13 protein-coding genes are annotated in these 16,464 nt (G+C 44.1%); 11 read left to right on the forward strand and 2 right to left on the reverse strand.

What is annotated here, in order from left to right; genetic code table 11:
- Nucleotides 1–250: 250 nt before the first annotated feature.
- Entirely contained in the window at nt 251–1,315 is a 1,065-nt protein-coding gene (locus tag H3S82_RS04160; RefSeq protein ID WP_198233367.1) for an SGNH family hydrolase, read from the reverse strand.
- A gap of 16 nt (nt 1,316–1,331) precedes the next feature.
- Complete coding sequence (locus H3S82_RS04165) at nt 1,332–2,588, reverse strand: lytic murein transglycosylase (RefSeq protein WP_198233366.1); 1,257 nt, start codon at nt 2,586–2,588, stop codon at nt 1,332–1,334.
- Between the two features lie 295 nt (nt 2,589–2,883).
- Here H3S82_RS04165 and galU point away from each other — a divergent pair, with 295 nt between their 5' ends.
- The 11 genes from galU to H3S82_RS04220 all read left to right on the forward strand — a co-directional run bounded on the left by galU (nt 2,884) and on the right by H3S82_RS04220 (nt 16,435).
- Nucleotides 2,884–3,765, forward strand: coding sequence for a UTP--glucose-1-phosphate uridylyltransferase GalU (gene galU, locus H3S82_RS04170; protein ID WP_198233365.1), 882 nt, complete (start codon nt 2,884–2,886; stop codon nt 3,763–3,765).
- 47 nt (nt 3,766–3,812) lie between these two features.
- The gene (locus H3S82_RS04175; protein ID WP_077970600.1) at nt 3,813–4,805 is read left to right on the forward strand and encodes an SIS domain-containing protein; all 993 of its coding nucleotides are present in this window, start codon (nt 3,813–3,815) and stop codon (nt 4,803–4,805) included.
- Between the two features lie 260 nt (nt 4,806–5,065).
- Complete coding sequence (aldA, locus tag H3S82_RS04180; RefSeq protein ID WP_198225183.1) at nt 5,066–6,499, forward strand: aldehyde dehydrogenase; 1,434 nt, start codon at nt 5,066–5,068, stop codon at nt 6,497–6,499.
- A gap of 372 nt (nt 6,500–6,871) precedes the next feature.
- Nucleotides 6,872–7,996, forward strand: coding sequence for a Xaa-Pro peptidase family protein (locus H3S82_RS04185; RefSeq protein WP_246741712.1), 1,125 nt, complete (start codon nt 6,872–6,874; stop codon nt 7,994–7,996).
- Nucleotides 7,997–8,052: 56 nt separating this feature from the next.
- Nucleotides 8,053–9,657, forward strand: coding sequence for an ABC transporter substrate-binding protein (locus H3S82_RS04190; RefSeq protein WP_198233364.1), 1,605 nt, complete (start codon nt 8,053–8,055; stop codon nt 9,655–9,657).
- 148 nt (nt 9,658–9,805) lie between these two features.
- On the forward strand, nt 9,806–11,410 hold the full coding sequence (locus H3S82_RS04195) for an ABC transporter substrate-binding protein (protein ID WP_198233363.1): 1,605 nt from the start codon (nt 9,806–9,808) through the stop codon (nt 11,408–11,410).
- Nucleotides 11,411–11,472: 62 nt separating this feature from the next.
- A complete protein-coding gene (locus H3S82_RS04200; RefSeq protein WP_077970608.1) occupies nt 11,473–12,492 on the forward strand; it encodes an ABC transporter permease subunit in 1,020 nt (339 codons plus the stop codon).
- Entirely contained in the window at nt 12,492–13,394 is a 903-nt protein-coding gene (locus tag H3S82_RS04205; RefSeq protein ID WP_198225180.1) for an ABC transporter permease subunit, read from the forward strand. The genes H3S82_RS04200 and H3S82_RS04205 overlap by 1 nt, the downstream gene beginning before the upstream one ends.
- A 2-nt stretch (nt 13,395–13,396) precedes the next feature.
- On the forward strand, nt 13,397–14,239 hold the full coding sequence (locus H3S82_RS04210) for an ABC transporter ATP-binding protein (RefSeq protein ID WP_078039152.1): 843 nt from the start codon (nt 13,397–13,399) through the stop codon (nt 14,237–14,239).
- The gene (locus H3S82_RS04215) at nt 14,236–15,087 is read left to right on the forward strand and encodes a dipeptide ABC transporter ATP-binding protein (protein ID WP_198233362.1); all 852 of its coding nucleotides are present in this window, start codon (nt 14,236–14,238) and stop codon (nt 15,085–15,087) included. The genes H3S82_RS04210 and H3S82_RS04215 overlap by 4 nt, the downstream gene beginning before the upstream one ends.
- Nucleotides 15,088–15,355: 268 nt before the next feature.
- Complete coding sequence (locus tag H3S82_RS04220) at nt 15,356–16,435, forward strand: NAD(P)-dependent alcohol dehydrogenase (protein ID WP_198225178.1); 1,080 nt, start codon at nt 15,356–15,358, stop codon at nt 16,433–16,435.
- Nucleotides 16,436–16,464: the final 29 nt, after the last annotated feature.

Here is a 16,464-nt window from a genome sequence, read left to right on the forward strand (position 1 = left end):
ATAGGGGGCTACCCGTTATTTCCCGATTGTTATTTTCTTTAACGCTCACTCATTTCCATATCATTACCAAGCGTAAAACGCGGACAGAGTTTTGAGAACTGTTTTATTCAAAAATTTTCCGACCCATCCTCAGAAAGTCGGAAAAACATTGTTGTTCACCAAGGCGGTTCGCAATCAATCCTCTGAAATAAATGGTTATGAAAATGAGTAGAGGGGCGCTCGTTGCTTTTATGAACAATTTTACATCGGTCTATTGAACTGTCGAAAAATCGTCAGCGCGACCTGCATGTTTACCGTTTCGTGGAATCCAGGAGTCTTCATCTTTCAGAGGTTTCGGGTTGTCAGGATCACCAAGAAGACCATTATTCTGTCCCGCTATGTCATAAAAGCCAACAGGTGCAATCCGGTCGACATCGCGTGGTAAAACAGAAATGACAGGTCCGTTCGGATCGACTTTGATATTGTCCTTGTCATCCTTGGAATTCAAATTGAAAATGCCGTCCAACGGTTTTTCAAGGTAGAAAGCGAGTTTCTTTTTTCCCGCAGTGGTAAAATTTATCCCGTCATTGGCGCGCAATCGGGCTGTCTGTCCGTTTACATCGTAACCGGATAGCGCGAAATTTCCCTGTTCATCAACAAAACCTTCCCATACATCGATAAAATGTCCGCCAGCTGCTTCTACTTGTTGCTTATAAAGTCTGTTGAAAGATGCTATTGCAATGCTCAAGTCGCGATCTTTGAAAGACGGGTTGCCCAACCATAAGAACGGTTTGCCGGTTTGCTTGAGAGCATTTGTAAGTGCGGTAATCCGTTGACGATAATTGTCTTTCCATTCGCTGGCGTTGACATCAATGGTTTCGCCATTCATTTTGATAGGTTGATCATCATTGGCACCAAGTGCCATGACAATGACATCCGGCTTTTCTTTTGCTATGAGCTTCGGAATATTATCTATCCAATTATAGTGGTTGTCGCGAACGAGACCGGATGACAGATTTGTTGAAATCAAAACAACAATATCGGTGTTTTCTGCGTAAAGCTGGCTTAATCCGTCACCGGCAGCATTGGCGACGAAATCCCCTATCACCAGAATGCGTTTCGCGTTCTGTGCCTTCTGGTTGGCTTTTTGCTGTGCAGGCGTTTTGGTAACGCGTTTTTTCTTCACCGGCGGTGGTGGCGGTGGATAGACCGGCTGCACTTCCTGTTTGCGCCCGAAGATAATATCAAAAATATTTCTTGCATCTGCGACTGCCGGTGCAAATGCCAATACAATGACTGGAAACAGAAAGAGGCCAAAACGTACAAGTCTTTTCATCAACAATTTTCCGGAATTAACGGCTACGAAGAATTGTCAATAATTCACGGCTCGGATTTCCATCAACGGGCAAACCATTGCGACTTTGATAAGTCTCGATCGCTTTTTTGGTTACCTCTCCGTTTTTACCGTCGATATTGCCGTGATAGTACCCCATTTTATTCAGTCTCGTTTGTAGTTCCTGACGTTCCTGGATATTGAGTGGCGAAAACGGTCTGTTCCAATCTTTGACCAATCCCGGACGGCCGGCAATGCGGTCGGAAAGTAGACCAACAGCCAAAGCATAACGGTCGGCACTATTGTACCGCTTTATGACAAAGAAATTTTTTGTAACCAGAAATACAGGTCCCTTCCGGCCATCAGGTAATTTCAGATTTGCTTTATCGGAAGGGTAGGGGAAGGGTTTGCCATTCGCCCGCTTTACACCCATTTTCGTCCATTCGGAAAGCGGCAACGAGCCCGGGGGGAATTTACCATTTTCAGGAAGGAGAACTTCATAGCCCCAAGGACGCCCCTCTTGCCAACCATTTTTCTTCAAAAGATTGGCTGCCGTTGCCAGAGCATCAGGAACCGACGTCCAGATATCGCGCTTTCCATCCCCATCCATATCAACAGCGTAGATCAGGTAACTTGTCGGAATGAATTGTGTGTGCCCGAGTGCTCCCGCCCATGAACCTTGTAAATGGGCGCGATCAATATCGCCGGACTGAAGAATTTTCATAGCAGCAATAAGCTGCGTTTGCGCATATTTTGCTCTGCGTTTGTCACCATATCCGAGGGTTGCAAGCGATCGAATGGCATCGCGCATAGCAGTGTCTCGATCCATTGCTTCACCGAAATCGGATTCAATTGACCATATTGCCAAAAGTATATTGCGATCGACGCCGAAACGTTTTTCAATTGCTCCAAGCCACTTTGCCCATTTTTTCCCATGGGCACGACCGGTTGCAATCGCATTGTCCTGCACCCGATTGTCAAAATAATTCCATGTGGGATCGGTAAATTCGGGTTGATAAGCTGCTTTTTTCAAGACTTCCGGATCCGGAGAATCAACCCCCTTGAAAGCGAGATTGAAAGTTGTAGGCGTAATGCCGGCGTTCAAAGCAGTTGTTTTGAAGGCAGCAATCCAGCGTCTGAAGGCAATATCCGAACCGTTTGCCAAAACAGGCAAAGAACAAAATGCACCGATGAAACATGCGCCGCCGAAAACTGCAAACCGTCTGGTTATCCGGCTATCGGTTATTTGAGGGAAACTATTTGTTTTTATTTTCATCTGTGCTCCGCCTGATAAAAGCAACAATTCAATTAAAAATGCCTCATCCCCATATTAAACCGGTTTTCCGAATTTTTTGAATATTTTATCGTAATTTTTAATGAAGTTGATAAAATCCGGAAAATAGCATTCCTGTTGTGAAATTGACAATTTATTTAGCCTTTGGACAGTAAAATGTCATCACTTAAGATTGCAGCTTGCGAAAAAAGATGATGAGAGAAAACCAAATTTTGTCACCTTTCGCATTATACAATGAAAAACGTTGAATTAAACGGAATAAATTCGGGAGAGCAGTTTGAAAAAAATCCGTAAAGCAGTCTTCCCCGTGGCGGGACTTGGAACACGTTTCTTACCGGCAACCAAAACAGTTCCGAAGGAAATGCTTACCGTCGTTGACAAGCCTGTTATTCAATATGTAGTCGACGAAGCCCGCGAAGCCGGAATTGAACACCTGATTTTCGTAACGGGGCGCAATAAAGCGGTTATCGAGGATTATTTCGACGCGCAGGTCGAGCTTTATACGACGCTTGCCGAACGTGGAAAAAAGGAAGAGTTGGCTCATCTTAAGGATTTACAGCCACAACCGGGCACAACATCCTTTACCCGTCAACAGCAACCTTTAGGGCTCGGGCACGCAGTCTGGTGTGCACGCGAACTTGTTGGAAATGAACCCTTTGCTCTTCTCTTGCCGGATATGGTCATGCAGGCAGAAAAAGGGTGTCTTTCGGAAATGGTTCGCCTTTATGAGGCAACCGGCGGCAATATCGTTGCTGTTCAGGAATGCGATCCGGAAGAAGCGCATAAATACGGTATTGTTGGCAAAGGCAAAGCGGTCGCTCACGGCTTTGAAATAACCCAGATGGTGGAAAAACCGGCAAAAGGTACGGCTCCTTCCAACCTCTATATTAACGGGCGATATATTTTGCAGCCGGAAATTTTCGATATTCTGTCACGGCAGGAAAAAGGCGCAGGCAACGAAATCCAGTTGACGGATGGTATGCGTTCACTTGCACAAGATCAGAAGTTTTATGGGTACCGCTTTGAAGGTACGACATATGATTGCGGTTCCAAAACCGGATTTATCGAAGCAAATGTAGCATTTGCACTTTCGCGAGACGATATGCGTGGTAAGGTTCTTGGCCCCTTAACGACATTGTTGGCGAATATAAAAAAATAAAACAGAGTAGACGTTAGACCCGATTTGCTTTATCAAATCGGGTCATGATGACAAATAAAACCCCTCATTTTTCTGCTGATGACGCAGTCAAATCTGCAAAACATACCATTTCTATCGAGAGTGCAGGGCTTGAAGCCATAAAAAAAGCTTTGGAAGATGGCCTTTCCAAGCCTTTTGCCGAAGCGGTTAAAAGCATTCTTCAATCCAAAGGTAGGGTCATTGTTACCGGACTCGGGAAGAGTGGCCATATTGGTACGAAAATCGCCGCAACTCTTGCCTCTACCGGAACACCGGCATTTTTTGTCCATGCTGCGGAAGCAAACCATGGCGATCTGGGAATGATTGAAGTGGGGGATGTCATCCTTGCAATATCATGGTCGGGCGAGACTGTCGAACTTGGCGGAATATTGAATCATGCTGCCCGCTTCCGTATCCCCCTCATTGCGCTCACTTCCGGCGCAAATTCGGCTTTGGGGCAAGCAGCAGATATTTTATTACTCTTGCCAAAAGTGGAAGAAGCTTGTCCGCATGGCCTTGCTCCGACAACGTCTACCACAATGCAACTTGCAATGGGGGATGCATTAGCCGTTGCACTTCTCGAAATGCGTGGCTTTACCGCCAGCGATTTTAAAATTTTCCACCCTGGCGGTTCTCTCGGAGCAAATTTGAAGTTTATCCGTGATATTATGCATCGTGGCGACCGTATTCCCATTGTCAAAAGCGGAACACCGATGAAAGATGCCATGCAAGTGCTTATTGAAAAACACTTTGGTTGTGTTGCAGTTGTCGATAGCGACGGCAATTTGGAAGGCATTGTCACAGACGGTGATCTTGCTCGAAATATCAATCGGGACCTTTCAAAACTTACGGTCAATGATGTTATGACAAAAGACCCCAAAACAGTCACTCCCGATATGATGGTCGGTGCAGCAACTGCTTTGATCAACGATCATAAAATTGGCGCACTTCTGGTGGTTGAAAACAAAAAACCGGTTGGTCTTGTTCATTTCCATGATTTGTTACGAATTGGCGCGATTTAAAAATATTGTCACTACTTCAACTATAATTTTGTCGACTAATGAAAAGCATTAATTGATTTTATATAATTAATAAATTTAAATTTTATTTATAACTTTACTTGGTCGGAAATATTTTTATCTATTTTGTCTTTTAATGACTTATTTTTATAAAATTTTATTTCAGAAAATTGCTTTATTTGCAAATTGAGATTATCCTTCAATCCCCATGTCGAAGTCCGGTATGGGGCTAAGCATAAAAACTATTATGTGGAGGATTTTTGATGACACCTGAACTTAATTTTATCGACGGGAAGCTTGTTGATTGCAAAGGATGCAACACGATTCCTGTTACCAATCCTTCAACTGATGAAGTTATTGGAGAAATTTATGAAACGCCGAAGGGGGAAGTTGACAGGGCAGTTGCAGCAGCCAAAAAAGCGCAACCGGCATGGGAGAAATTACCGGCAATAGAACGCGCAAAATTCTTGAAGCAGATTGCTCAAAAAGTGCGCGAGCATGCGGACGAGGTCGCAAACATTCTGGTGAGAGAACAGGGAAAAACCCAGGCACTTGCCAAGGTGGAAGCGAATTTTACCGCCGACTATATGGATTATATGGCAGGTTGGGCGCGTCGCATTGAAGGGGAAATTATCCCCTCGGACCGTCCGGGTGAAACCATTTTATTGATGCGGCAGGCGATCGGTGTTGTGGGCGGTATTTTGCCGTGGAATTTTCCGTTCTTCCTGATTGCCAGAAAAATGGCGCCAGCACTTCTTGTCGGCAATACGATTGTCATCAAGCCAAGTGTCGAAACACCGCTCAATGCTTCTATTTTTGCTAAAATCGTTGCTGATACAGATTTGCCGAAAGGCGTATTCAATATGGTCTTCGGGCGTGGCTCGACCACCGGCCAGAATATTTGCGAAAATCCGGATGTCGGGCTTGTAAGCTTTACCGGTTCTGTCGATACCGGCGTTCGCATTATGTCTGCTGCGGCAAAGAACATTACCAAAGTCAATCTGGAACTCGGTGGTAAAGCACCGGCAATTGTTGCGAAAGATGCCGATCTTGACCTTGCTGTCCGTGCTATTCTTGCGTCACGTGTTATCAATACGGGACAGGTTTGTAACTGTGCAGAACGGGTTTATGTTGATAGAGCTGTCGAGGCCGAATTTCTCGAGCGAATGAGCAAAGCTATGAAAGCGGTACGCTATGGCAATCCGGAAAAAATGGCCGATGCCGATATGGGGCCGTTGATTAATAAAGCGGCCTTGTCTTCGGTTTCCGGTTTTGTTGACAGAGCCCTTAAAGAAGGCGCCGAATGTCTTGTTGGTGGTGAACCTGCTGACATAAAACAAGGTAACTTCTATGAGCCAACATTGCTTGCCCACTGCAAACAGAAAATGGAAATTGTCCAAAACGAGGTTTTCGGGCCAGTTTTGCCAGTCGTTGCATTTGATACAATTGATGACGCTATTGAAATGGCCAATGACACGATTTATGGCCTCACATCGTCGATCTATACAAAAGATCTTTCGACGGCCATGCGTGCATCAAACGAACTCCGTTTTGGAGAGACCTATATCAATCGCGAAAATTTCGAAGCTATGCAAGGTTTCCATGCAGGAACTAAAAAATCAGGTATTGGTGGAGCCGACGGCAAGCATGGCATACTTGAATATACCCATACCCATGTTGTTTATATACAGAACTAAATAACGGATAAATTCAAGTTTTAGCATCATTGGAAGCAACCCAGAGAGTTGCTTCCAATAAAAAATAATATATTTAAAAAAATATAAAATTTATTTATTATAAATATTTATCGTATTGAAAATAATTTTTCGAATAAATTTTTAATGGACGTATATTATTATAAAACCGAATAGATATAAAACGATATTTATTTTATATTTATATAATTGAATTTAATGATGTTTTTCAAATTGATTAGGATTTTTTTCTAATTAAAATGAAAAATAGATATATATATTTTATACATTTGTTGCTAGAAGTAATAATTATCCCTGTATTTCTTTTAAAGAAAAGGGGTAAATAAAGCGACCATATAAAAAGGACAGTTCATATTGCTCAGGCCGCAACCAATTGCCGATAAAGAACGGCTAACGCGTATCCGTCGTTTGCGTGGAAAAATGGCGGCTGAAAATGTCGATGCGATATTTTTGGGAGCAACATCCAATCTACGATATTTTACCGGTCTTGAGTGGGGTATGAGCGAGCGCCTGTGCGGTGTACTGATCTCTCATGAAAAACTGACCTATATCGTTCCGGCATTCGAACATTCGAGATTGGAAGAACTGCCGCATTTGTCGGGAGATATTGTCGTCTGGCAGGAAGACGAAAGCCCATTCGACAAAATAACCAGACTTTTGAATCCGAAAGGCATATTGGCTGTCGATGAAGCAATTCCTACGAATTTCTTTCTTGCGCTGGTATCGTTGATCGGTCAATCCCGTTTAACCGGTGCCAGTCAATTCACGACAAGTTTGCGGATGGAAAAATCCGAAAACGAAATTGCGCTTATCCAATATGCGATGGATGTTACTTTGGAAGTGCAAAAACATGTGCGTGATTTTTTGCGTCCGGGAATTTCTTCATACGAGGTTATAAAGTTTATTGATGAAGCCCATCGCAAGCTTTGCGGAAACGGTTCGAGCTTTTCAATTGTCTCATTTGGAAAGGCCACTTCGATACCTCATGGCGTTGAAAGTGAACAAATATTGCAAAAACAGGATCCGGTGCTGATTGATATAGGCACAACGGTAGAAGGATATAATTCCGATATTACACGAACCTATATGATTGGTGATGTGACGGAAGATTTCGCTAAAAAGTGGGATATAGAAAAGCAATTGCAAAATATTGTTTTCAATGCCTGCAAAATTGGTGGTCGTGCGGCAGATGTGGACAATGCCGGACGAAAAGCGTTGGAAATGTTCGATCTGGGGCCGAATTATCGACTGCCGGGGATACCTCATCGCATTGGACATGGTCTTGGCCTTGATATTCATGAAGAGCCTTATGTTTCCCGTCATGACAACACCATTTTGAAGCCGGGTATGTGCTTTTCCGACGAGCCGACCCTTATCTTCCCGGGTAAGCTCGGTATCCGTCTGGAAGACGCGATCTATATGACAAAAGACGGGCCGAAGTGGTTTACGCAACCGGCACTTAGCCCTGTCGCTGTTTAATGCCGGTATTGGATTTCGATAGTAGAACGAACACGCGAAAAGAGAGAGGAACCATTATGAAAATATTACGGACAATTGCGCTGGCAAGCGTATCAGTGGCAAGCCTTGCCACACTTTCTTTGTCGGCAAATGCAAAAACGCTCGTCTACTGTTCCGAGGCTTCGCCTGAGGGATTTGATCCGGCTGCATATACAACCGGAACAACATTCGATGCCAGTGCGCATACAGTTTATAACGGCCTCGTCGATTTCAAAAAAGGAACAACCGAAGTTATACCGGCTCTGGCCGAGAGCTGGGATATTTCACCGGATGGTTTGGAATATACATTTCATTTGAGAAAGGGGGTGCATTTCCACAAAACCTCCTATTTTTCGCCATCGCGCGACTTCAATGCTGACGATGTCGTCTTTTCGATTGAACGACAGTGGAAGAAAGATCATCCTTGGTACAGCTATGCTCCGGGGCTATCATGGCAATATTTTAATAGCATGGGATTTGGCAAACTTCTCAAAGATGTCAAAAAGGTTGACGATCACACAGTCAAAATCACATTGAACCAGCCGGAAGCACCGTTTTTGGCCGATTTGGCAATGAACTTTATTTCGATCATGTCAAAGGAATATGCGGACAAGCTGCAGGCAGACGGAAAAATGGTCGAGCTCAATGCAAAACCGGTGGGAACAGGACCATTTATCTTTGTTTCCTATCAAAAGGATGCGGTGATCCGCTATAAGGCAAATCCTGATTATTTTGAAGGCAAACAACCGCTTGATAATTTGGTTTTTGCCATCACAACAGACCCGTCGGTGCGCGCACAAAAGCTGAAAGCCGGCGAATGTCAGGTGATATCAAATCCGGCACCGGCTGATGTCGCAGGATTGAAGGCAAATCCGGATTTGGTTGTAAAAGAGCAACCGGGTCTTAATGTTGCTTATCTTGCTTATAATACTCTTCAACCACCTTTTGATAAGGTTGAAGTGCGTCAGGCTTTGAATATGGCCATCAATAAGAAGACTATTCTCGAAGCCGTTTACGAAGGGGCAGGCACTCCTGCCAAGACACCGATACCACCCACAATGTGGTCCTATAACAAATCCATTGAAGAAGATAATTATAATCCTGAAGCGGCCAAAGCACTGCTCGACAAAGCAGGTGTAAAAGACCTGAAAATGAAAATTTGGGCAATGCCGGTCAGCCGCCCTTATATGCCAAATGCCCGACGCGCCGCAGAGTTGATGCAGGCCGATTTGGGAAAAATTGGTGTCAAGGTCGAGATTGCCACAATGGAATGGGGTGAATATGTCAAACAGTTGCGTGAAAAAGACCGCGACGGAGCTGTTATAATGGGGTGGACAGGCGATAATGGTGATCCGGATAACTTCCTGAGTGTTCTCGCTTCGTGCGCTTCTATTGGGAGCAATAATTATGCAAATTGGTGTTACGAGCCATTTGACAAAATAATTTCGGAAGCAAAAAAATCGGCAGATCATGAAAAACGCATAGAACTTTATGGACAGGCTCAGGCTATTTTCAAACAGCAGGCTCCTTGGTTTGTCATCGCCAACTCAACGGTAGCTATGCCAATGTCAAAAAAAGTAAAAAACTATGTTATTGATCCGGTTGGTGCCCACCGCTTCGTTAATGTAGATATAGATGAGTAATAGAAGCTTTATATTGGCCATAGATATAACAACTATGGTCAATATAAACTTGAATATAACAAAGGTTTGTCTTTTTGTTCCAATATTTTAAACATGTGTAACAATCAGACTCAAATAAACGTTTTTATAGAATGATATAGGGGAAACCATGAAATTACTGAAAGAGTTCGTATTCTCTGTTGGAGTAGCAACAGCATTTTTTGCAATTTCCAATGAAGCATCCGCAAAAAATCTGGTTTATTGTTCGGAAGCATCTCCGGAGGGGTTCGACCCCGCGCTTTATTCAAACGGAACAGCATTTGATGCATCTGCATGGGCTGTCTATAACCGGCTGGTAGAATTTGATCCGGATAAACCGGGCGTTTTCCCGGGGCTTGCTGAAAGCTGGCAAATATCCGATGACGGGAAAGAATACACTTTCCACTTGCGGAAAAATGTAAAATTCCAAAAGACTGCTTTTTTCACTCCCACGCGACCATTGAATGCGGATGATGTGATTTTTACTTTCGAGCGCGCTAAAAATCCGGACAGTCCTTGGCATGCCTATACGTCCGGCATTCGCTATCAATTTTTTGAAAGTATGGGGTTTAGAACGCTCATCAAGGATATCGTGAAAGTCGATGACCAAACAGTCAAATTCATTCTTGACCGACCGGATGCTCCCTTTCTTGCCGATCTCGCTATGCCATTTTTGTCGATTAATTCGCTAGAATATGCGCAACAATTGGAAAAGCAGGGAAAACGGGAACAGTTCAATCTTCAACCGGTTGGAACTGGCCCATTTACTTTTGTCACATATCAAAAAGATGCACTGATACGCTATAAGGCAAATAGTGATTATTATGCGGGAAAGCCGAAGATAGACAATCTTGTTTTTTCGATCACGACAGATCCGGCCGTTCGCGCACAAAAGCTGAAGGCCGGCGAATGTGATATCATGTCTTATCCGGCTCCTGCCGATATTGGTGAATTGAAATCGAATCCGGATTTGAAAGTTGTCGAGCGACCGGGATTGAATATCGGCTATATGGCTTATAATACGACAGTGCCTCCCTTTGACAATGTTGATGTAAGACGAGCACTCAATATGGCGGTCAATAAAAAGGCCATTATTGATGCTGTTTTTGATGGTTCGGCAACAGTCGCAAAAAATCCGATGCCACCGACAATGTGGGGTTACAATGACAATGTCAAGGATGATGCATATGATCCGGAGAAAGCCAAACAGATGTTGGAAGCTGCCGGTATCAAGAACTTCAAAATGAAGATTTGGGCAATGCCGATAAGTCGGCCTTATATGCCTAACGCACGACGCGCTGCCGAGCTTATTCAATCCGATTTCAAAAAAGTTGGTGTAGAGGCCGAAATTGTCTCTATGGAATGGGGTGAATATATGAAAGCGGGTAAAGCAAGGGATCGAGACGGTGCCATTATTATCGGCTGGACAGGCGATAATGGTGATCCTGATAACTTCCTTGGTGTTCTGCTTTCATGCATTGGAATAGGGAATACGAATTATGCGAATTGGTGCAGTAAGCCGTTCGATGATCTCATTGAAAAGGGTAGGACTGTCACCGACCAGCAAGAGCGGACGAAACTTTACGAACAAGCCCAACTGATATTCAAAGAACAGGCTCCCTGGCTGACGCTCGATCATTCAACCGTATTTATGCCAATGAGAAAGAACGTAACCGGCTTCAAACTCTATTCGGTAGCGGGCTATCGTTTCGAACATGTCGATATCGAAAAATAACTTTCGGTTGATGCGTGAATGATGGCTGCCATTAGACCCGGCAGTATGGGTGCGGAGGCAATATGCTTCAATATTTGTTGAAAAAAATAGGTTATATCATTCCTACTTTTCTAGGAATTACGCTTGTTTCTTTCATTTTTGTACATACCTTGCCGGGTGATCCTGTGCTTTTGTTGGCAGGTGACCGTGGCATCTCTGAAGAACGCCATGCCGAACTGATGACCGAATTCGGTTTCGATCGTCCTTATTGGCAACAATATCTCGATTATTTGTGGGGTGTTCTTCATGGCAATCTGGGCACTTCTTTCGTTTCCAAACAAAGCGTAGCCGAAGAGTTCTTTACACTTTTTCCGGCGACGCTGGAATTGACATTTTGTGCCATTACTATTGCTATATTTCTGGGAATTGTTGTTGGCGTTATTGCTTCCGTCAAACGTGGCTCGTGGTTTGACCAGACTTCAATGGGATTGGCTCTTACAGGCTATTCCATGCCAATTTTCTGGTGGGGCCTTTTGCTGATCATGCTCTTTAGTGGAAAATTGGGTTGGACGCCGGTTTCAGGGCGGATTTCTCTACTCTATTATTTCGATCAACCCACCGGTTTTATGCTGATTGATAGCTGGCTATCGGGCGAGGAGGGGGCTTTTGCCTCTGCCGTTTCCCACCTGATTTTACCGACATTGGTTTTGGCAACGGTTCCTCTCGCAGTGATCGCTCGCCAAACGCGTTCGGCCATGCTCGAAGTTTTGAATGAAGACTATGTTCGCACAGCAAAAGCAAAAGGCTTGAGCACTTTTCGTGTCGTTGCAATTCATGCATTGCGCAACGCCTTTATTCCGATTGTAACAACAATCGGTTTGCAGATCGGAATGTTGATGGGCGGGGCAATTCTTACCGAGACAATTTTCTCCTGGCCGGGAATTGGAAAGTGGATGATCGATTCAATTTCGAGAAGAGATTACGAAGCTGTACAGGGTGGATTACTCATAGTTGCTATGCTCGTGATGGTGGTCAATCTCGTCGTCGATTTGCTTTATGGATTTATCAATCCGAGGGTCAGACATAGCCAAGGTGTATCGTAATGAATAGTAAAGCTGACAGAAATATATCGGCCGATATCCGACGTCAGGCTTGGCGCGAATTCTGGTTCTCTTTCAGTATGAATCGTGGCGCTGTGATCGGTCTTGTCGTCTTTTGTGCTATTGTCCTTCTTGCAGTCCTTGCGCCGTTGATTGCTCCTTATGGATATGACGAGCAGTTTCGTGATGCAATGCAAAGACCACCGGCTTGGCAAACAGGCGGAACATGGAATTTTATTCTGGGAACTGATGCGGTTGGACGTGATATTTTATCTCGCCTTCTCCATGGTGCGCGCTATTCACTGCTTGTGGGAGTAGTTGTTTCCCTTGCGGCTATGATCGTCGGTATCGTCGTCGGCGTTATTGCCGGTTATATAGGAGGCATGATTGAAGTCATCATCATGCGTATTATGGATATTATCCTTGCATTTCCTTCGCTCCTTCTGGCTTTGGTGCTCGTGAGTATCGTCGGTTATGGTTTGCAAGGTGCAATTATTGCAACGGCGGTTGCGCTCCAGCCGCATTTTGTCCGCCTTGCACGCGCTGCAGTCCTTTCGGAAAAAAATCGTGAATATGTCATTGCCGCAAAACTTGCAGGTGCTGGCCGCGGTCGCTTGATGTTCAAGACCATTCTCCCGAATTGTATGGCTCCCATTATCGTACAGGGGACGTTTTCTTTTTCCAATGCCATTCTTGATGTGGCTGCCTTGGGGTTCCTTGGTATGGGGGCGCAAGCGCCCACACCGGAATGGGGAACAATGTTGGCCGATGCGCGTGAATTTATTTCAAGCGCATGGTGGATTGTTACATTTCCCGGCCTTGCAATATTGGTACTTGTTTTGGCAATCAACCTCATGGGGGATGGCTTACGTGACGCACTCGATCCGAAATTGAAAAGGAGCTGAAGATGGCGTTACTCGAAATCCGCAATCTTAGTGTATATTTCGAAACCGCAAGCGGGCCTTTTTATGCAGTCAAAGGCATAGACATCACCGTAAATGATGGAGAAATACTCGCAATTGTTGGTGAATCCGGCTCCGGTAAATCGGTGAGCATGTTGGCTGTCATGGGGCTATTGCCAAAAAGTGCCAAGATTAGTGCCGACAAGATGATGTTTGGAAATATCGATCTTATGAAGCTTACCGATCATGAAAGACGCCGGATCATCGGCAATGAAATTTCAATGATTTTTCAGGAACCGATAGCAAGCCTCAATCCCTGTTTCACAGTAGGTTATCAGCTTGAAGAAGTACTGAAAGCCCATCTTAAGCTCGGTCGTAAACAACGGATTGAGAAAATTATCGAACTGTTCCACCTTGTCGGTTTAACCGAGCCCGAACGCAGATTGAAGAGTTTTCCCCATCAATTGTCAGGCGGTCAATGCCAACGAATTATGATTGCCATGGCAATTGCATGTAACCCGAAATTACTGATTGCCGACGAGCCGACAACTGCACTTGACGTTACTATACAGAAGCAGATTCTTGATCTTATTTTGGATCTCCAAAAAAGCCAGAATATGGGCGTTATTCTTATCACCCACGATATGGGTGTTGTTGCTGAAACGGCAGATCGCGTTGTGGTGCAGTATAAGGGAGAAAAAATGGAAGAGGCCGACGTGCTTTCCTTGTTCGAAACGCCAAAAAATGCCTATACCAAAGCTCTTCTGGCAGCCCTTCCGGAAAATGCCCATGGCAATCGACTTGTAACGGTTGCAGACTTTATGCACACGCACGGAGATGCTTTATGAGCGATTTCATAATAGAGGCTAAAGATATCGTACGTGATTATTCCATTTCCGGCGGTTTGTTCGGAAAAAGAAAAATTTTACATGCCGTCAACCATGTTTCTTTCGGTGTCGAACGTGGAAAAACCTTGGCTGTCGTCGGGGAATCCGGATGCGGAAAATCGACTTTGGCCCGGATTCTCAGCCTGATTGATCCGCAAACGAGCGGCGAGCTCGTCATTGACGGGGAAAATATTGATATTGCGCAAAAAAAAGTAACAACAGCAATGCGCCGGAAGGTGCAGATTGTATTTCAAAATCCTTATGGATCACTCAATCCCAGACAAAAAATAGGTGATGCTCTCACCGAACCCTTATTGTTGAACACAACATTGTCGGCCAAAGAACGGGAGCAGCAAGCAAAGCAAATGCTCGAGAGAGTGGGGCTTTCCGAAATACATTATTATCGATATCCTCACATGTTTTCAGGCGGTCAGAGGCAGCGTATTGCAATTGCACGTTCTTTAATGCTTCGCCCGAAAATAGTTGTTCTTGACGAGCCGGTTTCAGCGCTTGATTTGTCGGTTCAGGCTCAGGTGCTCAATTTGCTTGCCGATTTACAGGAGGAATTCGGCCTTACATATGTTTTTATCAGTCACGATCTGTCGGTCGTGCGCTATATCGCCAACACAGTCATGGTCATGTATTTTGGGGAAATTGTCGAATACGGAACAAGAGACAGAATTTTTTCCCATCCCGAGCATGAATATACTAAAAAACTTTTTGCCGCCACACCAGTAGCCAGTGTAGAGGCTATTCGTGCACGTATTGAAAAGAAAAATAATGCTAAAAACGCTATTAATTCATTTTGATAATTCATTTATACTATTTTAAATATATATTATATTTATATAATTTAGAATATTATTTAGTTAAAAATAATTATACTCGTACTATGAAAAATATGAAATTAACCCATAAATACTATATTTAAAATAATTTTTCAATTTTATAATTATAATAATTATAAAAAATCTAAAATCGGTAAAAATTTTAAAAATATAATTTAAATTTTCTAAAAAATTTAGTATAATCTCCACGTTAGAAGGTTCTGTAATTGAAGCTGAAAGGTGGTGCATTATGGCAAAAATGAAAGCTGCGGTATTTGTAGAAAAAAACCGGATTGTTCTGGAAGATAAACCTGTTCCCGATATCGGTCCGTTGGACGCATTGATCCGTATTACAACAACGACGATTTGTGGAACCGATATCCACATTTTGAAAGGCGAATATCCGGTCGAAAAAGGCCTGACGATTGGTCATGAACCGGTCGGAATTATTGAAAAGCTCGGTTCGGAAGTCAAAGGTTTTCGTGAGGGGCAACGTGTTATTGCCGGTGCCATTACACCGAGCGGCATTTCGAATGCATGTATGTGCGGATGCGGTTCGCAAGATGGCCCGCATACGAAACATGGCTTTGAAGCGATGGGCGGTTGGAAATTCGGTAACACTATTGACGGTGCACAAGCCGAATTTTTACGCGTCAATGATGCGGCAGCAAATCTGTGCGCCATTCCCGACAATCTTACAGATGAACAGGTATTGATGTGCCCTGACATTATGTCGACCGGTTTTTCTGGTGCCGAACGTGGGGGAGTTAAAATCGGTGATATTGTTGTTGTCTGGGCATTGGGACCGATCGGCTTGTGTGCTGTTGCAGGTGCAAAATTATGCGGTGCAACAACAATTATTGGCGTAGATACTGTGTCGACACGTATGGAAATGGCTAAAAAACTCGGCGCAACCCATGTTGTTGATTTCAAAGCGTGCAATGCAGTTGAAGAAATCATGCGCCTGACAGATGGGCGTGGCGTTGATGTCGCTATCGAAGCTTTGGGGACACAACCGACTTTCGAGTCTTGCCTTAATGTTCTTCGCCCCGGTGGCACATTGTCCAGTCTCGGAGTTTATTCCAATGACCTGAAAATACCGCTCGCAGGTTATCGCGCAGGTCTCGGAGATATTGATATTGTGAGTGGTCTTTGCCCCGGTGGTAAAGAACGTATGCGCCGTTTAATGAATGTTGTTGAAAATGGCAGCGTTGATTTGCGTTCGCTCGTGACACATACTTTTAAACTGGATGATATAGAAAAGGCTTATGATCTGTTTGCCCATCAGCGCGACGGGGTCATGAAAATCGCTATCAAAACAGGCGCCTGAACAAGTTCGGGATAAGTTATAAAAAAGCG

This window comes from Bartonella sp. M0192 (assembly GCF_016102305.1).
GTDB classification, from domain to species: Bacteria; Pseudomonadota; Alphaproteobacteria; order Rhizobiales; family Rhizobiaceae; genus Bartonella; species Bartonella apihabitans.

What these genes read in the sequence shown, in the direction of transcription:
- aldA (WP_198225183.1), top strand. Translation starts at nt 5,066, where the DNA reads ATGACACCTGAACTTAATTTTATCGACGGGAAGCTTGTTGATTGCAAA.
- H3S82_RS04210 (WP_078039152.1), top strand. Translation starts at nt 13,397, where the DNA reads ATGGCGTTACTCGAAATCCGCAATCTTAGTGTATATTTCGAAACCGCA.
- H3S82_RS04175 (WP_077970600.1), top strand. Translation starts at nt 3,813, where the DNA reads ATGACAAATAAAACCCCTCATTTTTCTGCTGATGACGCAGTCAAATCT.
- H3S82_RS04160 (WP_198233367.1), bottom strand. Translation starts at nt 1,315, where the DNA reads ATGAAAAGACTTGTACGTTTTGGCCTCTTTCTGTTTCCAGTCATTGTA.
- H3S82_RS04205 (WP_198225180.1), top strand. Translation starts at nt 12,492, where the DNA reads ATGAATAGTAAAGCTGACAGAAATATATCGGCCGATATCCGACGTCAG.
- H3S82_RS04190 (WP_198233364.1), top strand. Translation starts at nt 8,053, where the DNA reads ATGAAAATATTACGGACAATTGCGCTGGCAAGCGTATCAGTGGCAAGC.
- H3S82_RS04215 (WP_198233362.1), top strand. Translation starts at nt 14,236, where the DNA reads ATGAGCGATTTCATAATAGAGGCTAAAGATATCGTACGTGATTATTCC.
- H3S82_RS04220 (WP_198225178.1), top strand. Translation starts at nt 15,356, where the DNA reads ATGGCAAAAATGAAAGCTGCGGTATTTGTAGAAAAAAACCGGATTGTT.
- H3S82_RS04195 (WP_198233363.1), top strand. Translation starts at nt 9,806, where the DNA reads ATGAAATTACTGAAAGAGTTCGTATTCTCTGTTGGAGTAGCAACAGCA.
- H3S82_RS04165 (WP_198233366.1), bottom strand. Translation starts at nt 2,588, where the DNA reads ATGAAAATAAAAACAAATAGTTTCCCTCAAATAACCGATAGCCGGATA.
- H3S82_RS04200 (WP_077970608.1), top strand. Translation starts at nt 11,473, where the DNA reads ATGCTTCAATATTTGTTGAAAAAAATAGGTTATATCATTCCTACTTTT.